At 32.7% G+C, this 23,096-nt stretch carries 12 protein-coding genes, 1 tRNA gene and 1 pseudogene; 2 read left to right on the top strand and 12 right to left on the bottom strand.

Features of this window, described 5'->3' with window-relative positions; genetic code table 11:
* The first annotated feature begins 159 nt into the window (after positions 1 to 159).
* Positions 160 to 693 carry a helix-turn-helix domain-containing protein gene (locus BUA72_RS24430; protein ID WP_175548874.1) on the top strand — a complete coding sequence of 178 codons (534 nt, stop codon included), beginning with the start codon at positions 160 to 162 and terminating at the stop codon, positions 691 to 693.
* A gap of 118 nt (positions 694 to 811) precedes the next feature.
* Here the strand turns inward: BUA72_RS24430 and BUA72_RS09370 are convergent.
* The 5 genes from BUA72_RS09370 to avs1a form a co-directional block, all read right to left on the bottom strand.
* A tRNA-Asp gene (locus BUA72_RS09370) sits at positions 812 to 885 on the bottom strand.
* A gap of 513 nt (positions 886 to 1,398) precedes the next feature.
* A complete protein-coding gene (locus BUA72_RS09365; protein WP_072922725.1) occupies positions 1,399 to 1,617 on the bottom strand; it encodes a hypothetical protein in 219 nt (72 codons plus the stop codon).
* On the bottom strand, positions 1,607 to 1,849 hold the full coding sequence (avs1c, locus tag BUA72_RS09360; RefSeq protein ID WP_072922724.1) for an AVAST type 1 anti-phage system protein Avs1c: 243 nt from the start codon (positions 1,847 to 1,849) through the stop codon (positions 1,607 to 1,609). The genes BUA72_RS09365 and avs1c overlap by 11 nt, the downstream gene beginning before the upstream one ends.
* Positions 1,833 to 7,673, bottom strand: a complete 5,841-nt coding sequence (locus tag BUA72_RS09355; RefSeq protein WP_072922723.1) for a serine protease — start codon at positions 7,671 to 7,673, stop codon at positions 1,833 to 1,835. Before BUA72_RS09355 ends, avs1c begins: the two co-directional genes overlap by 17 nt.
* Positions 7,670 to 8,866 (bottom strand): AVAST type 1 anti-phage system MBL fold metallo-hydrolase Avs1a, encoded by a 1,197-nt coding sequence (gene avs1a, locus BUA72_RS09350; protein WP_072922722.1) that lies wholly within the window; start codon positions 8,864 to 8,866, stop codon positions 7,670 to 7,672. The genes BUA72_RS09355 and avs1a overlap by 4 nt, the downstream gene beginning before the upstream one ends.
* A gap of 470 nt (positions 8,867 to 9,336) precedes the next feature.
* Here avs1a and BUA72_RS09345 point away from each other — a divergent pair, with 470 nt between their 5' ends.
* Positions 9,337 to 10,152 carry an HNH endonuclease gene (locus tag BUA72_RS09345; RefSeq protein WP_072922721.1) on the top strand — a complete coding sequence of 272 codons (816 nt, stop codon included), beginning with the start codon at positions 9,337 to 9,339 and terminating at the stop codon, positions 10,150 to 10,152.
* Between the two features lie 185 nt (positions 10,153 to 10,337).
* Here BUA72_RS09345 and BUA72_RS09340 read toward each other — a convergent pair whose 3' ends face one another.
* The 7 genes and pseudogenes from BUA72_RS09340 to BUA72_RS09305 all read right to left on the bottom strand — a co-directional run bounded on the left by BUA72_RS09340 (position 10,338) and on the right by BUA72_RS09305 (position 23,096).
* On the bottom strand, positions 10,338 to 12,344 hold the full coding sequence (locus BUA72_RS09340; protein WP_083544169.1) for a UvrD-helicase domain-containing protein: 2,007 nt from the start codon (positions 12,342 to 12,344) through the stop codon (positions 10,338 to 10,340).
* Positions 12,325 to 14,232, bottom strand: a complete 1,908-nt coding sequence (locus BUA72_RS09335) for an ATP-dependent nuclease (RefSeq protein ID WP_072922720.1) — start codon at positions 14,230 to 14,232, stop codon at positions 12,325 to 12,327. The genes BUA72_RS09340 and BUA72_RS09335 overlap by 20 nt, the downstream gene beginning before the upstream one ends.
* Before the next feature lie 103 nt (positions 14,233 to 14,335).
* Positions 14,336 to 18,705: pseudogene (locus BUA72_RS24820) on the bottom strand (helicase-related protein).
* The gene (locus BUA72_RS09320) at positions 18,698 to 19,378 is read right to left on the bottom strand and encodes a hypothetical protein (RefSeq protein ID WP_072922717.1); all 681 of its coding nucleotides are present in this window, start codon (positions 19,376 to 19,378) and stop codon (positions 18,698 to 18,700) included. The pseudogene BUA72_RS24820 and the gene BUA72_RS09320 overlap by 8 nt, the downstream one beginning before the upstream one ends.
* 71 nt (positions 19,379 to 19,449) lie before the next feature.
* Positions 19,450 to 21,420: a hypothetical protein gene (locus BUA72_RS24615; RefSeq protein ID WP_228407856.1), complete on the bottom strand. Its 1,971-nt coding sequence runs from the start codon at positions 21,418 to 21,420 to the stop codon at positions 19,450 to 19,452.
* A 69-nt stretch (positions 21,421 to 21,489) separates the two neighbouring features.
* Positions 21,490 to 22,200, bottom strand: coding sequence for a hypothetical protein (locus tag BUA72_RS09310; protein WP_072922716.1), 711 nt, complete (start codon positions 22,198 to 22,200; stop codon positions 21,490 to 21,492).
* A gap of 11 nt (positions 22,201 to 22,211) precedes the next feature.
* The gene (locus BUA72_RS09305; protein WP_072922715.1) at positions 22,212 to 23,096 is read right to left on the bottom strand and encodes a M23 family metallopeptidase; all 885 of its coding nucleotides are present in this window, start codon (positions 23,094 to 23,096) and stop codon (positions 22,212 to 22,214) included.

Here is a 23,096-nt window from a genome sequence, read left to right as displayed (position 1 = left end):
CACTATTCCTTCATTTCCTACATGTGGATATTACCGATTCCTTTTGTTGTATATATATTCTTTTCAGTAAGAATGATGATTAGATACACAATCGGTCTTTTTCTATATGTCATTATCATTATTGTTTTAGCAGAAAAAATAAATTATCAGGAAGTGTACATGACCAGAAAACAACTTTTGACATCTGATATTCTTGTAGTAATTTGTAATATATCTGTATTTGTACTATTACTTTACTATCTTGATAAACTGAAAACACCTTTATTCTTCCCTGCCGAAAAACAGAATAAAGACAGAGATAGGATAATAAATAAATCTCTCCAAAAAGACCTGGAAAAGTATAAAGACTTATTTAATGATATTTCAGTATTCATGGAGACTAATAAACCTTTTAAAAATAGTGATTTAACTATATCCAATTTAGCTACGCAAATAAATTCAAATAATACCTATATATCAAAAGCCATCAAACTTAAGGGCTACGCTAATTTTAATAACTATCTCAACTCGTACAGAATAAAATATGTTAAAGAACTGATGAAAGAAGAGAAATCAAAACATTTTACATTAGTATACATTTACACGGAAGCAGGGTTCACAAGCCAATCTACTTTTAACAGGGTATTTAAGCAGTTTGAAGGAATAAGTCCCGCAAAATATATGAAGCTTAACATAAAAGAAGAAGATGAATGATAGAAGTATTTCTGATACTATTTCCTGAAAACAATAAACCTTCATTCTAAGAAATTCATATATAAAGTTATAAAAACAAAAACCCCCTTCAAATAATTGAAGGGGGTTTAAAGATTTGCGATCCGGACGGGACTCGAACCCGCGACCTCCGCCGTGACAGGGCGGCATTCTAACCAGCTGAACTACCGGATCAATTTTTTTAAAGTAAATTGATGAAAACTTCTGCGATCCGGACGGGACTTGTACTTTTTTAGAAAAAGTCCTATCCATAAGCTTTATGCTGTTCTCTTATTTTGTAGGTCACCGAATAGGTCACTTTTTTAATAAGATTAGGAGCGTTTGTTTTTAACTGGTGCAAATATATGCTTTTTTTTAGTTTTTACAAAAAAAAGACTCTTTTTGACTGCTAGATTTTATTAAAACACAGACTATCAAAGACAAAAATTACTTTCTCTATTTTTTATTTAAAAAAAATAATGATCACTATAATTAAAATGTCCATGATATATTTGAATGAACAGCATCAAAAAGCTAAAATATCACTTGCTTGGTAATCTAGTTTATTGGTTGATAAATAGTAAAATTTTAATTTAGTACATTCAAGTTGCCATCCTAATAAAAATACTCAACATACCATGTAATTAGTAATTAACCGTGTCGGAATACTTACTAAAATTGATATAATTTTGTGTATTACAGATTACTTTATAAATCTTCAGTATAGTTATCTTTTTCCTCCGCCATCCTAGCAGTTGTGTTTGCTGTTAATGCAATACTTTGTGTGATTGTTCTAAGATTCATTCTTCCATTAGGTGCATACCTTGCTTTTTCAGCCGCATTTAACATCTTAAAATTAGTTACATTAACTTTCTTTTCTAAAAGCAAACTTAAATTTCTTTCCAATTCTCTTCTATTATCTGGCATCTCTACTATTTTTAAATTCTGGTCTGTCAAAATTAGCTAATGAGTTTGCCAATAATCTTGACCGTTCATCTACAGTGATAAAATTTACTCTCTTATTGGGAAGCTTTTTAGTCTTCAGCAAACTCATTATTATTTTATGATCTGGAAGAGATTTAAATGTTCCCTGTTCAATGGATTCAGCTAAAATGTGAATATGTCGCTCAAATTGTTTTCTATTATCTGGGGTAATCATAATTTAATATTTTTTGTTCGGATATATCGACCATGTAAGAATTATATCCATAAAATATTCTCAGTACTACTTTATATTGAAGTTTGATATTATCAATTTTATCAAGAGGGATAGTTGAGAAATATCCGATATTAGAAGAAATTCCTTTGTTATTATTTCCCCAATTTCTTCCAACTCTCCAAAATTTTGATTTTATATCATTCTGTAAATCTGGTAAGATATCAATCACCGTTTCATTTAAAACTGCGGGAACTAAATCACTTCCCGTAACATTCCCTGCATCATCGCATTTAATAAACAATGGGACTATTTTTCCATTTCCACTTTTAGGAATATCTATAGGATATTCATTTTCTAAAAAAGATGGCCAAGGATATGTTGATGCTCTTAGGCCAACTTCAGATAATGGCACCAGATAGCCAACGACATCAATTATTTCCTGCTTATTTCTCTTTATTTCATCTTTGATCACACTATGATAGCTTAAAGGGATTTCTCCATTGATTTTTAATTTTTCAAAATTAAGCTGGCCTGTCTCAAATAAGTGCTTTATCTCATTTTCAAAGGACTCGTTATAATTTCTGAAATCTGCATTTAATCTATTCTCTGGAAATATAGGCTGATAGAATCGTAAGATATTCGCGACCTCTTTTCTTGATTTCAAGACTGTACAAGAGTATACCGCAATATTCAATGCATATTTTAATAAAGTTTCAAAATCAGATACTAACGGAATATTATTATGATTGTTGAAGCTTCTATCAATATATCCGCTTGCTTTTTGGCAATCTTTTATAGGTAAGGGTAGTAGATTTTCAATATTTGAAATAAGTTTCTCTGCAAACTCTTTGGTTAGTATTCCTAAGTCATTAAGGTCGTATAAAAATTCATCTATAGGCTGTAAATAAATTTCATCGAAAAATATTTCTCCACTGCCAGTAGGACTCTTGACAAAAGTATCTTCAAGTAACTTAATCATATCTTCAAAGTCCGAAATGCCCAAATTTTGTTGTTCAATCATAGCGTCTAACAGTGAGTTTTTTATCATAAAATGCTCCTGCTTCAACAATACCTCTAAATTATTTTCTAATGCCGATTTAAATTCTTGAGAAAATCCGGCTGGATTTAAATTGGATAACTGATGAATTACGGAAGCCGAAAGTTCTTTCGAAATTTTATATCCACCAGATATTATTTCATCAATCAGCCCTCCGACAACTTTTTCAGGAATAACACTTCCCAACCAAGTTAAGATTTCAATTACTCGATTTTTCACAGTCAGTGATGGATGATTTAAAAACCAAATTAACAAGCCCAATAGTACTTCCTCTTTTTTTAGATCAGATTTTCCCTGAGATAGAGTGGTCATCCAATCATATCTATTGTAATACTGCTGCGGAGTTTTTATCATTAAACTGAGGTGCTCATTAACAGCCTGAAGTATTAATTTTTTTTCATTTTCATCTTCACTGTTTTGAAGAAATTTTATTATGTGGTCAGCTATAATCCATTCATCATAATAAGGTTCATTAAGAATAAGATTTTTCAAACTTTTTATCAGTTCAGGAGAACTGTTATAACTCTGAGTGTATAGATTTTTAAGATCAGTTATTTTATGAGAATAATTATATGCCCAAACACCGTATTTTTGATTTTGAATATCCTCTAAAGCATTAGTGATTATTTTTCTTGCCTCACTTTTATTTTCGGTATCAAGTTTTTGCTGCGCATTATTTTTAGCTACAACTAAAGCGTTCAGAGGATCATCAGTATTTTCCTTAGGTCTTGTATCTGTATCAATATGTTCCGTGTTTGATTCCAAATTTGTCATACCGACTTCCTCTAAATATTTTTTAGCAAGCACATGGTTTGTTGAACTTATATTACCAAAAAATTCTTCAAGATATTCACTACGATATTCACCATTAAATTCAGACACAATGAATTTAGACCATCTTCTAAAAATAGTATCTAATCTGGAAGAATCAGAATTCTCAAAATTATTTATAATCTTTGCATGCTCTTTTGCATAATCTGCTAGATGATAGTCTGCTCCTAAAATGCATAACTCACTAAGTGCCCAGACAATTAAAGAGTTTTCGGGATCTATATTTTGTATTAATGCCAGCACTGCACTCTGTTCTTCGATTGCGTTTGCACCCAATATATAACCTTCTCCTGTTTCCGGCATATCTACATTAAATGATTCGGCATTATTGATAACAGTACTGTAATCTGGTAATATTAGATATTTAATATATTCCACAGCTTGTTTTAAAAGTCCAATTTTAGTTAGATCGCCCACAAATTGTTCCTGTTGCTGCTTAATATATCTTTGAAAAGTCATCTCTCCTGATGCATAATCCAGATGCGCGGCAAAATTTTTCAAATATGACATATCTCCATTGTGAGGAACAATATTAGATACGGTTGTATTAATGATACCCAATTGATCTTCCTTATACCAGGTAGGACCCATAGATGTACTTATCATTTCTTTAAACACAGATTTTGCCTTATCGTCACTCTGTAAAATAGCGTATAGTTCAATAAGTCTCAACAAATATTCATTCCGCTCCCATCGGTTTTCAACCGTCATTAAAATATGTTCTTCCAGTACTTTTACTACTTTAAATGATGATACATCATGATCCCCATCTCTTGCTAACTCACGAGAAATAACAAATAAACTTTCAATGTACCCTTCAGTGTATAAACCTAACTGATAGTGTTTTTTTTGCAATATTTTTTCAACAAATTCTGAAATTTTATAAGGAAATGCATCGATTAATAGATTTGTAATTTTTTTAAATATTGTAGGAAATAGTTTTTCAGGCAAGGAGTAACTTCTCTGCCAAAAAACTCTATTTCGTAAGTCCGGAATCAACCTATCTATTAGTTCATCTAGCTTTTCTTCCAGTAATTTTATTTCATTTGCTTTCTTCTCTACTATAGAACGTTTTACTTTACCGGATAAGAAGCATAAATATCCAAATACTGCGTTCACGTTTTCTTCCCAATCACAATAAAATCCATACGTCGAAAACTCAGGAAATAGATTATCATTATTCAAAAAACCAAGACTTTCGTGGTAAATGATAAAATGATGGATATTTTTAGGGGCTAGATCTACTCCATTTTCTTTTCTTATATTCAAGAAATATGGGTTCGGAAATAATTCATTATGAATTCTTCCTATAAGTTCTAATTTACTCGACCTCCCTGCCAGAGCAGATAATAAATAAAAATGATAATCAGAATGAAAACCATATTTTTCTGCTACATATTCCAAATCTTCTATCCACAATGGAAGGTTATCCATTTCTCTTCTGTCGGGACTCTTATATTGAAATTCAAAAGCATGGTAGATACTTAGCGCCAAGAATCCACTGACTTTATTATCAAAATTAAACCGTGTACCTTCTAATTTTTTCGAATAAGGCTGTGCACCGAACCTCCAAATTAAATATCCAGTATTCTCAGATCCTATTTCGTCCTTAAACGCATGAATGACTTCTTTCGAATTTCCAGAATTTTCAATTATATTAATTGCCACTTTCTGAAAATGTCCAAATTCACGGAATGCTTCCTCAGTATCTAAATTCGATGATAATGTAATTGCAGGAAATTTCAGTCTTATATAACGATTAAATGACTCCATATCAAAACCTTTTGCAATAATATCATCACAAGTCCGCTTGATCGTATTTAGTAAAATTTCTCCTTCCTTCTCCGCATCATATTCAAAAAATTTCTGTAGTAAATAAAGCCCATCACCATCTGATACGGTCAACGTTTTGTTCCTGACAACATAGCGAATCGCTTCTTCCGGCCTACCGAGAGCAAGCAAAGCGTTTACAAGAAATATTGCATTCTCACGAAATAATGTATTGTATCTGAAGTTTAACCTTTGTGATAATAGCAGTAAGGAAATAACTTTATGTATTAAACCGAAATCCGCCGCAATTCCAACGATTTTTTTAACATCAGATAACACTATGTCCGGATTTACGCTGTTCACAGCACATTCATCAATCCAATCTTGACTACATTGTTCAATTGCATTTATTTTACTGTCATCACCTGCATTTGCTAAATGATATACTCTTTCAGAAATTCCAAAGTGGGTATGAGGATTTTTGAGTATAAAATTCCCTATATTTTCATGTATCTGTACTTCGATATCTTTAGATCTTTCATTGATATAATCTGAAAAAGAAGTATGGTAAATACTTATTGATTCTTCATTCCGCAGTAAATGTTGAATTTTTTGGAAACTTTTCAAAAAATGATGCTTAGTAGAATCAGGTACAGTTTCCTTCAGAAATTCTTTATCAATAGAAACTCTCAGCCTCGCCAAAGTAGCGGCAAGCCACACTTCGTCCGTCTGGTCATAAATATCCTGCCATACTCTGCTGTAATAATTTTCAATCTCACCACTAATAACCGGAATTTTATTAATCCAATCATCAATCTCAGTAAGGTCATCTGTCTCCAAAATATAGCTAATCAAATATCTGAGGTACAGTGGATGACCTTCTGACTTTTCCGCAAGTTCATTTATCTGAGTTGTTGATAAATTTTTGCCTTTTAATTCTTCCGACACAAACTTTTCTGTAGCATCAATTGGCAGCGGGGTAATCTTTATTTCATTATTTGTATTTATCAGTGCTTGGTAAGAATTGGGAAGTGTTTTACATGACACACAAGAAAAAATAATCTTAAAATTTGAAGGGAGAGGCTGAGGTAACACAGACAGATATTCTTCAATTTTATCTGCGGTCACATCATCTAAGCCATCTACAATTAAGAATGCTGTTTTTCCTTGTTGTTGAAAATTATTAGATAGTTTTTTTATCGCTTGATGAATATTAAATATTCTACCACTTTGTGAGTCATCTTGTGATGGTTTAGGAGGAACTGTGTTATACAGGGAACGATGGCATACTTCCTCAATCCATCTTATAAAAAAATCAGGTGTTGCTCTAATCTGTGTAGGATACTCTTCATTTTCAGGAACTTTTACAAAAAAGCGATCGAGTACAATGTAATTATCATCTTGCAATTTCAATTGTGCTGCTATCGTCGTTTTTCCAGATCCGGGATTTCCGGTTAGTAAATAGAAATTTTGTTTTGGCTCCTTTTGAATAACTTCATTAATATTATCAATTACATTCACGTTAGGTTTACTTTTGGCAACATCATTTTTTAACAACTGAGGTATTGATATTTCATTGACGGTAGTAAATAAAACGTTATTTCTCTCTAAACATTCGGTAATTCTTTTAATGCTGGTGGCACCGAGAGTTCCTACATTGTCATAACCGATAACTCCCGTCACATATCCATCTATAATCAGCGGAGCTCCCGATAGACCTTCAAAATCATCTAAATCTTTATATTGGTCACATTGAAGATCAACATCCCAAGCATTTTGTTTGGAATTATCAATTCTGGAAACAATTCCATTATAACTTCCTCCAGAGTTAACTCTAATTTTTGGAAACCCGTAAGACTGCCATCTTTGGTTATAAGGTATATCAACACTCTTTATAGGTAGAAAACTAACATTTGTTACTTCTGAATTAAGCTTTATTAAAGCAACATCACATTCCGGAATCCTTTCAATTATGCTCGCAGAAATTTCCGAATCATTGATTATAACATTAATATTTTCATTTTCTGGGAGAGAATGATTACATGTGATTAATACTTTTTCTGCACCAGTTGTTCCTACAAAAAATGCAGAACTTGAACTACTTTCAGAATTGATTTGAAATGTTGCTGCTTCTATTTCTTGAGGGTGTAAAATTCTTTCTATCATAAAGTAATTGTATAAAATGTGTCTTCAAGGTAATGGATTGAATAATTATATTTAAGCATCCAATCTTCATTTTCGAAAAAAATCGAATTCTCAGTTTTATAATTGAAAAATAATTGTCTTTTAAATTTTGTTTTCCTTGTAACGATATGAGCAAGTGTCTCTTTATCAGGATGATTATGCCGTCCTCCATTTGTAGATATTAAATATAACTCTGAGTCTATTTTATTCAAAAGCTCACAACTAATATTTCTAAAACTACCATGGTGTGAAACTTTAATTAAATCAAATATGATGATTCCTTCGCTTTGAAACTCTTCCAGAGACCTAACAATTATATCAGGATGGGCATCAGCTAAAAACAATAATTTTCTTTCTTTAATTTGAAGTACAAAGGCTATAGAACTACCATTGGAAGCCGTATTATCAGCATGATAATTTTTCTCAAGCAATTCTTCAATTGTCAGTTTCTTTTTTGAAATTTGCTTAGGAAATAACTCCGCTTGTTCTTTTTCCCAAGATAAAAGCATCTCAAATGCGTCATCATAAAATGATGAGCTTCCTTGAGTATAATTGACATCAAATTTTTTCACCTCGTTAGCCCACAATTTTTTGAGTTTGTCCAGCTTATCATTATTAGGTGACAGAAGGTAAAATGATGCATCATCGTTGACTTTAATTTGTTTTTCATTGTTTACCGAAACAGCAAGCTGATTAAAGTCCGTATTCCAATGATACCCTCCTTTTAAGATTAAAGCACCAACCGTTGTACCTTGTGCTGCGCTGATAATTTTAGATTCTTTCTTGCCTTTATCTTTTGCATAACCTCGTCTGATAATTTGCTGAAGAATCTTATCATCACTTATTTCTGTAGGATCAGGTTCTGCATTAAAAAGATGTCGATAGGTATTATGCCAAATTTGATTAATATCAATGATTTTAGAAGAATTATTACGCCTAAGAAATTCGACTGCTCCCTGTATATGATCTTTATCTATATGTGTAATAATAAACTTTTCTAATACATGACCTTCTCTATTAATTTTTTCCAAGTCTTTCATCAGATGATTCGTAACGGTATCATTATATCCACTGTCGATCAGGATATAAGTTTGATGCGTATCATCGGGACCAAAAAAGCATACCAACAGACAATCTCCATCTTTTGCAGGATATGCCTTAACACTAATGTTCATTATATTTTAAAACTACGAGTTTTAGCTGATTTATGAAAAAGTAAATCTTACTCAATAACTCTGTTTTGTAATTCTAATCCGATCGGATTCTGCTTAGCTACTAAATACAAAACTATTTTTAAAATTATTAAGAACTAAGGAATTATTGATAATCAACAATTTATTCTTTTCCCATAAGTGATATGTAGATTCAGTACTTTCTTTTACAAAATCTTTATATCTAAAATTACAATTTTTTAAACAATAAGTGTAAATATCAGGGTAGCAAATATTAATATTTGTAGTGAAAAAATTGAATTTACCTCCCGCCAATAGCTAAACATAAAAAATTCATACTGTCCCAGCAACTTGAATCTATCATTTTTATCTACATAGTAACTATCATAAAAACACCTTCGTCTCGGCTGTAATTTTGTTAACAATTTAAGTGTATATTTCGATTTATTATCGAAATATACATTTTAATATCTATGCAAAAAAATAAAAAGGTTCACAGAAAAAAACTTCCACACAGAGATTTAAAACTTCTTTGGGGATTATCTGGTGGTATTTGTGCTTATTGTAAAAGACCATTTATAGATATGGAAAATTTGACATACACTGTACATCAAGCACATGTTATAGCCAGAAGTGATAAAAGCTTACCTAGCTATAGAGAAATTTCTTTAGAAGAAAAAGACAGGTATGAAAATCATTTTCTTTTACATCCTACATGTCATGAAGAAACTAAATATTTTTCTTTGGAAGAACTTCAAGCAATAAAAGAAAATCATGAAAAACATATTAGAGATACATTGAACGGAACTTACCATCCCTTCCCTATAGGAAAAGGTAAATTTGCAAAATATCCGCATATTACCTATTATCCTATTGAAAAAAGATTTAATCCTTTAAAATCGTATTTATCCATTCTTTTCTCTACAATAATGATCATTTTATTTTTCCTTTATATAATTTATATAGATGCTAAAAAATTTGACACACCGTTCTTTCTATGCGTGAGCCTAATTGTATTCAGCTCACTTTTAATAGTAAAAGCGATAAAAGAAATCAAACAAAAACAAATCGAAATAATATATGAAGGAGATTGTATTTTTGCAGGATGTAATGGTAAAGTAAATATTATACGTTCATCACCTATTTGGGACACAATTACTAAACAGACTGTTCCAGAACCGGGAATGGGTATTTGTAATTTTGACCACACTCATACTTTCACTGTTTCACGAAACCTATCTATTTCTAATAGGGGAGACTATCATGATTTTAAAATCAAAATTACATAAATTAAGGAAGCAATGCCGATCTCTTTATTAAACTATAAAATAACTATTCAAATTCTTAATTTTTTAGCCCCCGCGAGGCTAGCATCTTGCTTGTCCTAATCAAAACTCTTTATAAATTTACATCTATTTCCAAAATCTCCTGATCATCAAAAATTGCAATAATTTCTAGCACTATTATACTTCTATTATATTTCAATTATTGTCCATTTTTCTCTATCAATACTATTAAGATGAGAGTCAAACCTTTCTCTACATACTGCAAAGCACAATAAATTTGTAGGTCTCGAGAAACCAACATATGCCATTTTAGAGGATTGTTTGTGGTATTTTTGTGTTTTATTGAAATTTATAAACTTGAATTGGTCAGACAATCTTTGACTTTCATAATTGTTATTTCCATTTTGATAAAATGTTTCAAGGTATAATGTAGCTGTATGTGTTTCTCCCTTTACGGAGTGAATAGTTGAAATGTCTATGTCAAATCCATGGAGATTTAGTTTATTATTAAAATTAGTATTCTGTTGAGTATTTGGGCGACCTTGATCATTAGCAATTGTAGAGGTATTATATATGAAGTCATTAGATGCCTGTATAGATTTATTAAACAGGGCCAAGAAATCTGGAATATATGTCTTTATTGAGGTGTAAACCTCAACAAATTTTCCTTTTACAATACTGATGCTCCAATTGTATAAATATCTTTTTAAGGATATATATTCTTCATAATAATTGATCTCAATATAATTTAGAAGTTCACTTTTAGAAAAGTATGCTCCTTCTAATCTCAAAATTTTAATAAAAGCATTTAATATACTTTTTCTTATTGGCTCAAGAGTTTTCTTTTCCTTATTAAAGAGAATCAAATAAGAATCTAAATTTTCATAATCAATCTTTTGTATTGTGTTTTCAGTTATTAAATCTTCAAAATAACTTTTAATAGCCAATTTATTTATATCATTTGTTTTCTCTTTTGTCCATCCTAAAACTTTATATTTATTTTTAGGATGTAACAAAATTTCTCCTGAAGTAATATATGTCTGTATAAGTTCTGAGAATCTAGTAATTACTTGTTGTATATTTTCAATATTGAAAACTAAAAGATGAGGTTTAAGATTGCAGGTATCGTTTTTTCCTTCAACATTAAAATTTCCTTCTCTACTTAATGCAAAACAATTAACTAATTCTGCAATATTTCTAGATAATCGCTGGCTCCCATTTATATTTTTAGTCCTTCCATTATCTCTAAGAGTCCAAATATCTTCTAAAGAAACTTCTCCAGTATAAATTGCTTGATTTTTATCTCCAATTCTCTGATATTTTGAAAGGCTATTATTGTTATCGTAAAAAATTTTTTCAAGCAGATTATATTGATGTATATCTACATCCTGCATTTCATCTACAAAAATAAAATTGAATCGTTGTTGTAAAATACTTTTTATTTTAGGATATTTATGTAGGTAAATTTCTGCAAGTAGATAGGCATCATCGAAATGTAAAATCCCTTTAGCAAGGATTTTTGTTTTTAATGAAATCATCCATTGTTCAACTTTACTTTTTTCCTCTGTGCTGAAATCCTGCCAATTTTGTCCTCTTCTTGGTTTGGAAATTGTAAGGACTGGTTTGTTTAATCCACTTAATATTTTCAATGAACCGTCTTCAAATAATAGTCTATATTTATAGAGGAGCCCTTCATTAAAGCGGATGAAATATTTTGCATTATTAGCTTCTTGAATGGTAAATCCGTTTAGATTTACATTTAAAAATTTATTTATTGTTTCATTATAAATTTCATTATCAATTCTATTTATCTTTCTACCGTATTGAATATGATAGTAAGGAATTGCTAAAAATTGATCTACAAAACTTTGAATAGTTCCTATAAAATTCGGATAAGAGAATAATTTAGGACAATATCTTCCGATTTTATCTCTTATTTCATCAATTGCAGTATTTGTATGTGAAAGGATTAGAACACCTTTATTATTCGACAAGGGTAATTTTGTTTCTAAAATTAATAATTTAGCAAGAAGAGCGGTTGTTTTACCACTACCAGGAACAGCTTGAAGATCTATTGTTTCAAAATTTCTTATAAAAGAAACTCTTTCTTCATTAAACGTCTTTCCTTCCGGAAGTAAAATACTCTCAGTATATCTAATATCATCAATGGAAACATTAAACATTTCTTGTGGCATATTTTATTGCATCTATTAAATATTGAATAGGATTATCTTGTAAAAAAATCTCTCCTCTAGAAACAATATCTGTTTTTAAAAATTGAGAAAAATACATTGCTATCATTGATTTAGAAATTTTCTTTTCATCAACAATAAAATGATACATTATATCAAAAGCAATTTCTTCATTATTTTTATTCAAAATAAAGTTCTCCCATTTTGTTTCATAATCAAGCTCTGATATTGGTTTTATTCCCTTCTTACTTTCTTTAATTCCCTTGTAATTATCTGCTCGCACTTCTTCAATACATTGCACAATTGATTTGAAAAGTATTTTTCTTAAAATGGGGTGTAGAGCAATACAATATTCTAATGTCCAAAAATTACTAATAAAAGCTCTGATAGATTGAGATTCTATGTTCGATCTTTTTTGATCTTTAAAATCATCTAAATTATATTCGGTAATAATATTATTTGCTCTTCTTTTATTTTGAGGAATATTATATTTTTCGGCATATTTTATAGGGCGTAAATCCAAATCATTTACAATACTAATGGGAATGTCTACTTGAGGCTCTCTACTTCTTAAGAATATTTTAGAGTATCTTAAAAATGCAGTATTACCAATTGGAATCACAGATACAGAAGCAGATGTTAGATTATTGTTTATTTCATTTAATTCAAATAATTTATCAGCCAAAGCTGGGATAATAATCTCTTCCGAAATACCTTCGACAAATATCAATCCTTTTGCAAAGAAAAGATTGGATTTGGTCACGTCTAAGAATCTTTCAAGGAATGGATAATCAGATTTTTTGAGTCTAGTATATTTTTCACCCAAGGGAAAAGCATAATTTTTAGTACAAATAATTAGATTTTCAAGTTTTACTTTTGATGCTAAGTTAGGGCTATGGGTTGTTAAAATAAGTTGTATATCAGTATATTGTTGTAATGACTCTATAATTTGCATTTGAGCCTGAGGATGCAAATGTGCTTCTAATTCTTCAACTAAGCCCAATCTTATACCATCCCAATTCAGTTTATTAAGATGTACTAATTCGGAAGACATAAAAAGTCTATTTAATGTTCCTAATCCTACATTTATCTCATCCTTTACTAATAATTCTAATTTTTCTAATATATTTCTCAACTTTGCTTCTGTAACTTTTATATCAGTTTCTTTAGTATTATCATAAAAGGATTTTAGATATCTATCTATCTCATCTTTTAATTCTTTTCCTTTTAAGTCATTTAGTTGTGTTGTCTCATCACTTTCCAAGCCTTTAAAATAGAGGGCAATACTTTTATTAAAATCTTTAAAGATATCTATTAAAAGATGATCTCTATCTTTATCTTTAAATGCTTCATGCTTCTCAAAAATTTGTGACAAGCGAGAGGCTTTTTTGGGAATTAATTCTGACTTAGCATCTCGTAAAGGTTTAAGATATGTTGCTTTTAGAAATTCTTTTGCGTCGGAATTTAATGAATATCCATCTTCTGGTAACCCTGCTTTAAGGTCATAGGTTACAATCTTTTCATTAATTTTTGTTGCCTCAAAATATACAATAAGTATAGGCTCTGAATTATCTCCTTCTCCTTCCCAAGAAAGCCACTCGGTAAAATTTTTGGCTTCCTCTAGAGATAGATCTTTAAATAACAATTCTATTCTAAATTTTTCTGATGCCTCAAAAAAATCATCTCTTTCTGGTTTAATCCATTCCGATGCGTGTGTTTTTAGAGAAAGTTTAATTGCATCTATAACTGCTGTTTTTCCCGAATCATTTTCTCCTATTAGAACATTTAGCCCTTTTGTAAAATCTAAATTTAGATTTGGATTATTGATACTAAAAGTTCCATTAGTACCAAATTTTCTAAAATTCCAGAGTTTGAGATTTTGTAAATACATTGTATAATTTCCAATTATTATATAGTTAAATCTAATATATCAAAAACTATAGAATTATCAAACCTAAAATATATGATTAGTCTTATAATTAAAATATTTCAGTTTACCTTTTCCTACTTGTAGCCGACATATTATCCAAATTCATATTATTTTCTTGATTTGATGTTAAATTTAAAGAATTTTTAAAATCCACACTTTCAATAGAATCCACTTTCTCTAAAGTCTTATATAAAGCCTTATTCTCATCTGCTCTTTCTCTCACATGATCTTTATGCTTATTAATTTTAAGCTGCTCTTCTTTTTCTATCTTATATTGGGCGATTAAATTATCTTTCACATCCGGAAGGTTTTCTAATTTTTCATCCAGTTCGGCTATTTTATCTTCAGTAGCTTTGGTTTGTTTTTCAATTTCTGCGACATTCACCCCTTTTTCAGCCAAATATTGGATTGCTTTTTGAACTTCCTCTTTTGCAAGATCAATCGTTTTCTGATAAGATGGAAGCTGATTTTTCCAATATTCTAAGTCCTCTCCTTCTTCTTTAGAATGCCCTAAAATCCTGTTATAACTGTACTCTGCTTTAGTCACGCCCTCCTGAACTTTGATAAAATCCTCGTACTTCCTTAATACAAATGCTCTGTCTGCAAGAAAACGGTTTTTCTCATTTTCAATCCGCTTTTTCATCAGTTCAATCTCAATATTGGCTCTTGTTTCCGGGTTGGTGATAATGGCTGTTTTTAATTCCTGAGTACTGATGTCAGAAATATCCAAAACATCAGCTCCTTTTTTCATCGCTTCCAAATATCTTGCCTGTTTCGATTGCAATTTTTGAAGCATAAAAACATCGATGCTGTCATTGGTCAGCATAAAATTGACACGGACATTTTCATTTTTATTTCCTTGTCTCCATGCCCGACCTTCTATCTGCCTAAGCGATGTAAAATTATAAGGTAGAGAAAGTAGATATATGTCCGTCGTGTTCTCCTGAAGGTTCATGCCTTCCTGAATGGCTTCACTACCGATGATTACTTTTATTTTTCCGGAATTGAAATCATCCTGGATCTTTAACCTGTTGGGTTTACTTGTCGCTCCGGTAATAATCCCAATTTCTTCGGGATTATAGCCAACTTCCCGTACAAGATATTCTTTCAGCTTTGGAAATTTTGCAACGGCTAATTCTGAATAAATAATTTGTCCTGAATCCGGAATGTCTTTTTTATTCTGTCGGATCAGATCCATCGTCTGTTTCAGCTTCGGGGAATTCTCTATAAATTCCTGTACAGAAGGTTCTTCTCCATCATAATAAATCGACAGATATGGAGAAATGGCAATCAATCGGGCATTGAGAATATGGGTAAGAATTGCTCCTTTTTCCGTTTCACTAAAGCTTTCATTAAGCAAATCATATTGCTCTTTCGTCAGATCATTTTGTTCAATTTTATATTCCTTGTTGATTTTGTTAGGTCGTTTCAGTTCGGGATTGTCTTCTTCCCCCTTGATATCAATGAATTCGGAAAGCAATTGTTGGAAAAGAGAATTATTCTTAAACCTCCGGACATTGGCTTTGAATTTCACATCACCTTTGGCATCAATCTCCATATCATTATCGGCTTCCATAAAGGTTTCAAAAAATGTATTGACATTGAAATATCCGGACTCTTCCAGTCGTTTATTAGCAATTAGGGATAAAATGGAATAATATTCCAAAGGTTTATTGGTGAAAGGGGTAGCGGAAAGCAGTGTCACATTCCTCCCATCATTCTTATCCTGAATGTATTGTGCCGCCATCCAGGTATTGATTCCCAGTTTTGAGGTCTGCTGGTTTTGGCTTCTGAAATCCGAAGCAAATCTTCGATCTTCTACCCTAACCTTACCGACGATATGGTTGGCATTATGTACTTCATCATAAGTGAGATGATCAAAGCCAAAATCTTCCCAATCATAAATTTTACCACGCTTCATTTTTCCCTCCATCTCTTTTTCTTTCTCCAGTTCTTTCTGAAAATCCCTTTCGCTAATGGAGTTAACACTTTTCAGTTCACTTTCTGAAATATAAGAATTTCATCAAGAGATTTTGGCTTGGGCAAAACACTTTCTAATAAGGCTTTTTGCTTCTCATATTGGTTTTCGGTTCCGCCATTAGAATATTTATCTGCAAAGTCCTTCTCCAGCTGCTCAATTTTAGCATAAATATTTCCTTCGGCATAATAAAAATCGTGTACCCATTTTCCATCTATATAATTGGCAAAAGGTTTGTGATTTTCAGAATTATGAAGCCAACCATCATATTCCGTATCTCTGAAAGATTCAATCTGCTCTTTAGAAAGCTCAGCACTGTTTTGAAGCGACGTATTTACAATATCGTCGGCTTTGAGGAATTGGTATTTCAGAACTCCTTTTTTAAGCTCAGGCAGGGCCTGAATTCTATACTCTGTATTTTTTTCATTTTGAGACTGAAGGATTTTCTCCGCTTTTTGGAGAATTTCAATTCGGTTTTGATCGAACTTCTTTGGTTCACTGTCAATTTGGGACTGAATTTTCGAGTACTTCTCAATCTCCTTTACAATGGCCGGAGATTTGAATTTTACAGCATTGAGAAATGAAAGTACCTGTTCAACTTTTCCCCGGACTTCAGTAAGGTTTACTTCACCAGGTTCAGAATCAATAATTCTTTCCGATTGAGTCTCTGAGTCCTTATTTTTTAAGATGATTTCAGGTTCTTCGTCAGCTTCCAGGAATAAATCTTCAAAAAGATTTCCGATTCTTTCGGTTTCTTTTTTGCCCCTCAGCTGCTCAATTTTTAATAAAGCCTCCTCTAAGTTTCCGTAAACATAGTTTTCCTGACGCCCGAAACGGTTGGTTTTTTGCCGGGTTTCACCCAGAATTTTCTCAGGATTAATTTCAAAATAATTGGAAATATCCGTGGAAATTTTATGAGGGTCTTTTCTAAGAATAATAATATCCGTACCAATTGCAGTTCCGGCAAAAGCACCGCTGGGCAAACGGAATCCCTCTATCAATTCAGCATTTTTTAATTGACTTTGGCGGCTGAGCCAACCTGAAGGAAGCACCATTGCCAGAATCCCACTGGGCTTTAAGGAATCTAAAGAGCGTTTAACAAAATAATCTTCATATTTTGAGATTTTCGGCTCTTCGCCCAACCCTTTGTACAATCCCCGATGATCACCATAGGGAGGATTACCAATAACCAGATGATATTTTTCGGAAAATTCTTTTTTATGACCTTTCTCATCAATAAATTCAGTTTCAAAGGAACGCAGATGGATATCAGCTTCGGGATGAAGGATTTTGGCAATTTTTGCTGTGGTCTCGTTGATTTCAAGAGCCGTAAGGTTGGTTTTAATCCCCAGCTGTTTTGCCGCATAGAGAAAGTTTCCTGTTCCTACGCTGGGTTCCAATACCGAAATTTCCTGACGATTTTTAAATCGGTCTTTAATTAAATTGCTGACAGCATCTACAATCCTTGAATCGGTGTAGTATTCATCTAAAATTCCCCTGCCTACCTTCGCTGTTCCACCACTTTTGAACTGACTACAAATATCTTTCAGTTCATCTGTGGGGTTAAAACTTTCTTTCAGAGAAATTTTGTGATCCCCCGAAACAAAGCAAGCTGCGGAAACCACTTCCGCAACTTGCTCACTAGTCAGCTTCTGACCTCTATATTTTGAAATGAGAATATCTACATCCTCATTATTTTTATGGGATAAATCTAATCCTGATCCTGTTCGATTGGATAAAGCTCTCCCGGATACGATTCCGCCCACGGAATGTTTTCTTCCTTCATTGTCTTCATCATTTTGCGGTTGTGCTCCGTTTGTGGATCTTCCTCTTGTTCCGCTTCCCAAATCGCTCCACTTTGTGCCTTCAAATCCATTTCCAGCATGGTGGCTGCCCATAGCTTGTCCTCCCGGGTGATTTCCGTTTTGCCCGGATTGGCTGCTTTGGAGAGGCTTTCCAGAATTTCGTTCAGAAAGTTCGGATCCCACGTGCTGAGTGTTGGAAATTCCGTTTCGTTTATTACTAAGGCTTGCATCTTCTGAATTTTTTGGTTCGACTAAAATAGTATTTTTATTTTGAAGACCTAGTTTGTTTTCTAAATACTCACTTAGGCTTTGATTACCACTTTCTGAGATTCCATATAAGGGACGGATGTCCTTTATATTTTTCTCATTCAGTTCGGTAAGGATTTTCAGTGTCATCATACTTCCTGTTCTGTCACCATTCAGGCAAAGGAATATTTTCCCCTCATAATTCTGATACCTGTTAATAAACTTTTTGGTATTTGTAGCGGAATGGAGTGCAACAAGGGTTCTATTATTATTCTGATTATTTAATTTCAGCAGTTCCAGGAATGAATGCCTGTCCTTACTGCTGTTAAAAACAATCAGTTCATTTTTATTCCCCTCTATTACGGAAATATCATCATTGTTATATACTAACCTATTTTCACTCACTTTCCCGTTTTTTTACAAAATGATTAAATTCAAATAGTTCTTTGGCAGCATTATCCCAGTTTTTTCTGGGCAGTAATTGGAGCGTTACAAAAACGTCATCCTTTTTATTGTAGGAATCAATACGTTCCAACCGTCCGTGATAGTCCTTTTCAGCGTGTCTGTACAGTGAATAAGGTAAAATGGTATCCGTTGGATACATATAGAATCTTGTATACGTCCAGGGAGAATTGATCTCAAAGCGTTTGTATTTCTTATGGAATAAGACCGTGTCTGGCAGGTTTCTCCTGTTCCTGTAGTTGGGAATCCATTCTTTTGAAAACACAGCCCCTTCTTTCTTATTCCAAACCAGAAAAGGTTGCTGTTTTTTGGAAAGATCAGAAAAGATGAGATTACGCTCCATGGGGTCAATTGGATAACAGAGTGAATCTCTGATGTAATACACCTGTTTATTAATCTCGGGAAATGAAAGATCAGGAACCTGTTCTATAAGCTGATCGTGAGAATAACTTATTTTCGATACGTGAAAACTCTGCATTTTATCCAGTCCTTTGGACGCATCAAAATAGACGTTGGAAATCAAATCAATTCCGCCTTTCTCAGATTTGATTTCTTTATGGCAGGAACTGGCGATGAAAAGAAAAAGCAGGTATGGCAGTATTAAATTTATTTTCATATGGGTAGATTTTAAAAAAGCGGCAAATCATTATCAGACTTACCGCTTTCGGATAGTGAATAGGTATAATTTTATCGTTTAATACTTTGCTCTCTTACATTGGCTTTCTCATGCTCATTGTCATTTTCCAAACCCTGTAAAGGCTTGTTGGTATTGATTCTGTTCATATCCATATCATACAGGTTAAGATTTTTGTATTGAGGGTTCAGCACTGCTTTGCCTTCTATCACCCCGTCTTCCACCTCAAATTTCACTTTCACGATATTTCCTTTTTCCAAAGATTTTATCGTATTCTCCTTATATTCAGGTTGAGCAAATACCAAATTGGACTTTTCTACAATTTCAGCGGTATCAATACCGTAGTTTTTATAAAAATTCTGGAAATTATAATTTCCTTTTTCGGTTTTGGGCTCTTTGAAATCGAGCTTAACAAAGGCAGGTTCCATCTGTTCTGTTTTCGGATTGTGAAATTCTATTTTCACAGAACGCCCTTCCAGAAGATTAACAGCCTCTTTAGCAGTAAAGGTGCTTTCTTTGCTGACATAAAAATTGTGGGAAAAACTTTCGTTTTTTTCATTTTTCAGCGTTGCCTGGTAAGAATTAAAAAAAACACCCCCATTTTCGCTTTTATTGAATTTTAAAATAAAGTCAACCGTATTTCCGGGCAGTGCTTTGTCGGAAGCCGTCTTAATTTCAAACTGCGGTTTGGTAGACTTAATACCTTTTTCCAGATCTTTGTGAAGCTTTTCATCTTCTCCAAAACCAAGGTATTTCAATTGATCTTTTAAGTACTGTAACTGGTCGAATTCTTTTGTTGTTTCCATAATGTTGGGATTTTGATTGTTACGATTTGTAATTTGATTTTCAAGGCTATTTATCTTGAGTTCTATTTTTTTTGCTGTGGAAAAATTATCTGCTAATAATTCATAATTTCGTTCTCTGTGAAGAGCCTGTATTTCTTCAGTAATCTGTTTCCAGTCGCTTTTAACATGAATTGCAGATTGATCTGTATGAATGATTTCAATTCTTGCTTTAACTTCATCTGAAAATCGAGTCGAAAGGTCATACAGTAAGACTTTGAATGCATCCGGTGCTCTTTCAACATTAGATTCATGGATCATATGAATATCAAAATAGTACTGATCAAAAACTGAATAAGCATTTTCTAAAAAAAGGTTATATTTTTCTATCTTTAACTCATAGGATTCTTTTGCTTTCTCATAAGAAGATTCTCCCCTATCATAAGAATCATCCCTGAAGTCGTAAAAATCAGGCTGTAGTGGCGGTTCTGTAAAAATGTATGTCAGAACTTCTTTCTTTAACGGTTCATCTGCATTTTGAAGAAATAATGCCAGTTCCAACGTCTTAATAGATTTCGGATGGGTAAAATCAAACATACTTTCCTGCTCATTTTCATAATATTGAGTAAGCATATCTTTGAGTTCATCAAGATTCGATTCTCTGTTCTCTGCACTACCTAAATTCTCTTGCATAACATTTCGAGTATCAGGATCAAAGCTTAGATTATCTTTAACAGGTTCATTCCTGATATCTTTTGTTTTTTCTTCACCGGTTACTGATTCGCTCCTTTCAGGAGAAAAAGCATTCGCCTTATTTTTAGAACTTTTATACTCAAGAATCTCTAAAAACTTGATTTCTCTTGCCGTAAAGATTCTTTCGCCATCCTGAAAAAAATGTTCAGGTGAGGTATTTTCTTTTTCTTTTACAAAATCTTTATAAGCCCGGGTTATAGGAGTAATATTCTTATCATACCAGCTTAAATCATTTGTTCTTCCCATAATGTCTGGATCTTGATTGTTAATGATATGGTCTTGTAGTTGTTGTTCTAAACTGGTGGGGCGTAAATCAATAGGTACCGCATCCAGTCCGTAATCAAACGTATAGCCGATAGCTTCACATTCTTTCTGAAAATTTTTACAATCATTATATCCAAGTCCCCCATGCTCTTCTTTTCCCTGCCATTTATCGCAGACCGCCTTCAATTCTTCCGGAAGGAGCTCATAATCTTCAAATAAATCCATTTTTAAATTTTACTTTGAGGTTATTTATACTTTGTGCTGAGACAGGTATATTAAATTGATCCATAGGATTTATCTTCTAAACCTTCGCTTTTCTTCTTGCTCCTGCTCCTCTTCTTCTCTCATTCGGTTGGCATCCTGATAAAGATCAGGGTCGTTTATATTTAACTGGATATCAGATTTCTCTTGTTTTTGAGAATTATCATGCTGTTGAGTGAGAATTCCATCAACGGTACCTATCTCTTTAGAGATAATATTCAAATCACTGATAATTTCTTTAGCTGTCTCCGGCGGAAGTTCCGCTTCCAATTTATCCTGGATGAATGCTTTAAGCTTTAGTAATTCATTTTTATATCGCCCCGTTTCAGTTGCATCTCTTAGATCAGCAATAATAGCAGTCAACTCCGTTGTATGCCTGATGAAATCAAACTCGGCTACTTTGCCGGTTTCCTGATCGAAAATAAAAGCTTTCTTTTCCATCGCCGGAAGCTCCGGTGCCAATTTATTTGAGAATTCCCTTATATCAGAATATTCGATTCTCTTTTCACTGTTTTTAAGAATTTCCGGTAGACTTTGATCCCTTTCCAAGAAGATAACTTTCAGCCTGGTATTATTATCCGTGAGCTGAAAAGTTGCCCTGTTCTTATCGTTGTCAGCGACAATGGTGTATCCCTGCAAGAATTTCTGAATATCTTCTGCGCTTAGTTTTTTAGAAAATGTATGGTCTTCACCAATAATTCCATATTTTTTCAGTTCGTCTGTGGGTAAATTGCTGTTTTTCATTTTTAATTTATTTAGTAGGGTTTGTATGAGGCTGTACCGGTATTATGATAGGTTGCCATGAGGTGAGTGGCTCTTATTAAATCATTTAAAAAATGAGTGGGGTTGATGCTATTTCCGAATTCTTTCACCGAAAAATGCAGGTGAGGCCCTGTAGAATTTCCGGTATTTCCGGTTCTTCCAAGGATAAATCTGGCTTTTACCATTTCTCCAACTCTATAATAAATTTCGGACAGATGCAGATAAGCCGTTTCAAAGCGGTTAAAATGTCTTACTTTGATAAAATTGCCCCCTCCTTTGGAATCCCAGCCCACAGCCGTTATGATTCCGTCCATTACTGCATATACATTTTCATAATACGCTTTTAGGTCAATGCCATTGTGCATTTTCCTGCTTCCGAAAATGGGATGGAGTCGTGTCCCGTAGGGAGATGTGACTGTCATTTTACCCGCCAGAGGCATTACAATTTTTGATAAAGATTCTTTAGGCTCCTCCATAAAATCATGTAAAGCCTGAGAACTTTGATTTTTTAAAACATCCTTTTTCTGTTCGGCTCTAGGCTGAGTGGCCAATAGTAAAGAATCTTTCATTTTTTCGTATCGTGCTTTTCTGTCATTATTCACTTGGCTATAGTCTTTCATCAGAGCTTTCAAGGAATCCAATTCATTCTTTAAATCCGACTTTGTCGTTGTATTGAAGATTTTTTTCCAGAAATTTTTTTCGTTTTTTTGTTCAGGAGAACCCTTTTCTTTTATAGTTTCAATACGAGCTTGACTTTCGGGCTTTTGGGGCTGGGCAGGCATTAAGGTATTAAATTGGGCAAACGTAAAACTGCTTACTAACAGAAACATCGGGACTATCATCCTATAAATTCGGATACTTATTATTTTACTCTTCAT

The sequence above is a fragment of the Chryseobacterium sp. OV279 genome, assembly GCF_900128945.1.
GTDB lineage: Bacteria > Bacteroidota > Bacteroidia > Flavobacteriales > Weeksellaceae > Chryseobacterium.
The sequence above is the reverse complement of the archived record's forward strand: the minus strand, read 5'-3'. Positions and strand labels throughout refer to the sequence as shown.

Bases quoted from the DNA above. Each gene is read 5' to 3' on its own strand.
- BUA72_RS24430 (WP_175548874.1), top strand. From the start codon at position 160: ATGACCAGAAAACAACTTTTGACATCTGATATTCTTGTAGTAATTTGT.
- BUA72_RS09365 (WP_072922725.1), bottom strand. From the start codon at position 1,617: ATGCCAGATAATAGAAGAGAATTGGAAAGAAATTTAAGTTTGCTTTTA.
- avs1c (WP_072922724.1), bottom strand. From the start codon at position 1,849: ATGATTACCCCAGATAATAGAAAACAATTTGAGCGACATATTCACATT.
- BUA72_RS09355 (WP_072922723.1), bottom strand. From the start codon at position 7,673: ATGATAGAAAGAATTTTACACCCTCAAGAAATAGAAGCAGCAACATTT.
- avs1a (WP_072922722.1), bottom strand. From the start codon at position 8,866: ATGAACATTAGTGTTAAGGCATATCCTGCAAAAGATGGAGATTGTCTG.
- BUA72_RS09345 (WP_072922721.1), top strand. From the start codon at position 9,337: ATGCAAAAAAATAAAAAGGTTCACAGAAAAAAACTTCCACACAGAGAT.
- BUA72_RS09340 (WP_083544169.1), bottom strand. From the start codon at position 12,344: ATGCCACAAGAAATGTTTAATGTTTCCATTGATGATATTAGATATACT.
- BUA72_RS09335 (WP_072922720.1), bottom strand. From the start codon at position 14,232: ATGTATTTACAAAATCTCAAACTCTGGAATTTTAGAAAATTTGGTACT.
- BUA72_RS09320 (WP_072922717.1), bottom strand. From the start codon at position 19,378: ATGAAAATAAATTTAATACTGCCATACCTGCTTTTTCTTTTCATCGCC.
- BUA72_RS24615 (WP_228407856.1), bottom strand. From the start codon at position 21,420: ATGGATTTATTTGAAGATTATGAGCTCCTTCCGGAAGAATTGAAGGCG.
- BUA72_RS09310 (WP_072922716.1), bottom strand. From the start codon at position 22,200: ATGAAAAACAGCAATTTACCCACAGACGAACTGAAAAAATATGGAATT.
- BUA72_RS09305 (WP_072922715.1), bottom strand. From the start codon at position 23,096: ATGAAGAGTAAAATAATAAGTATCCGAATTTATAGGATGATAGTCCCG.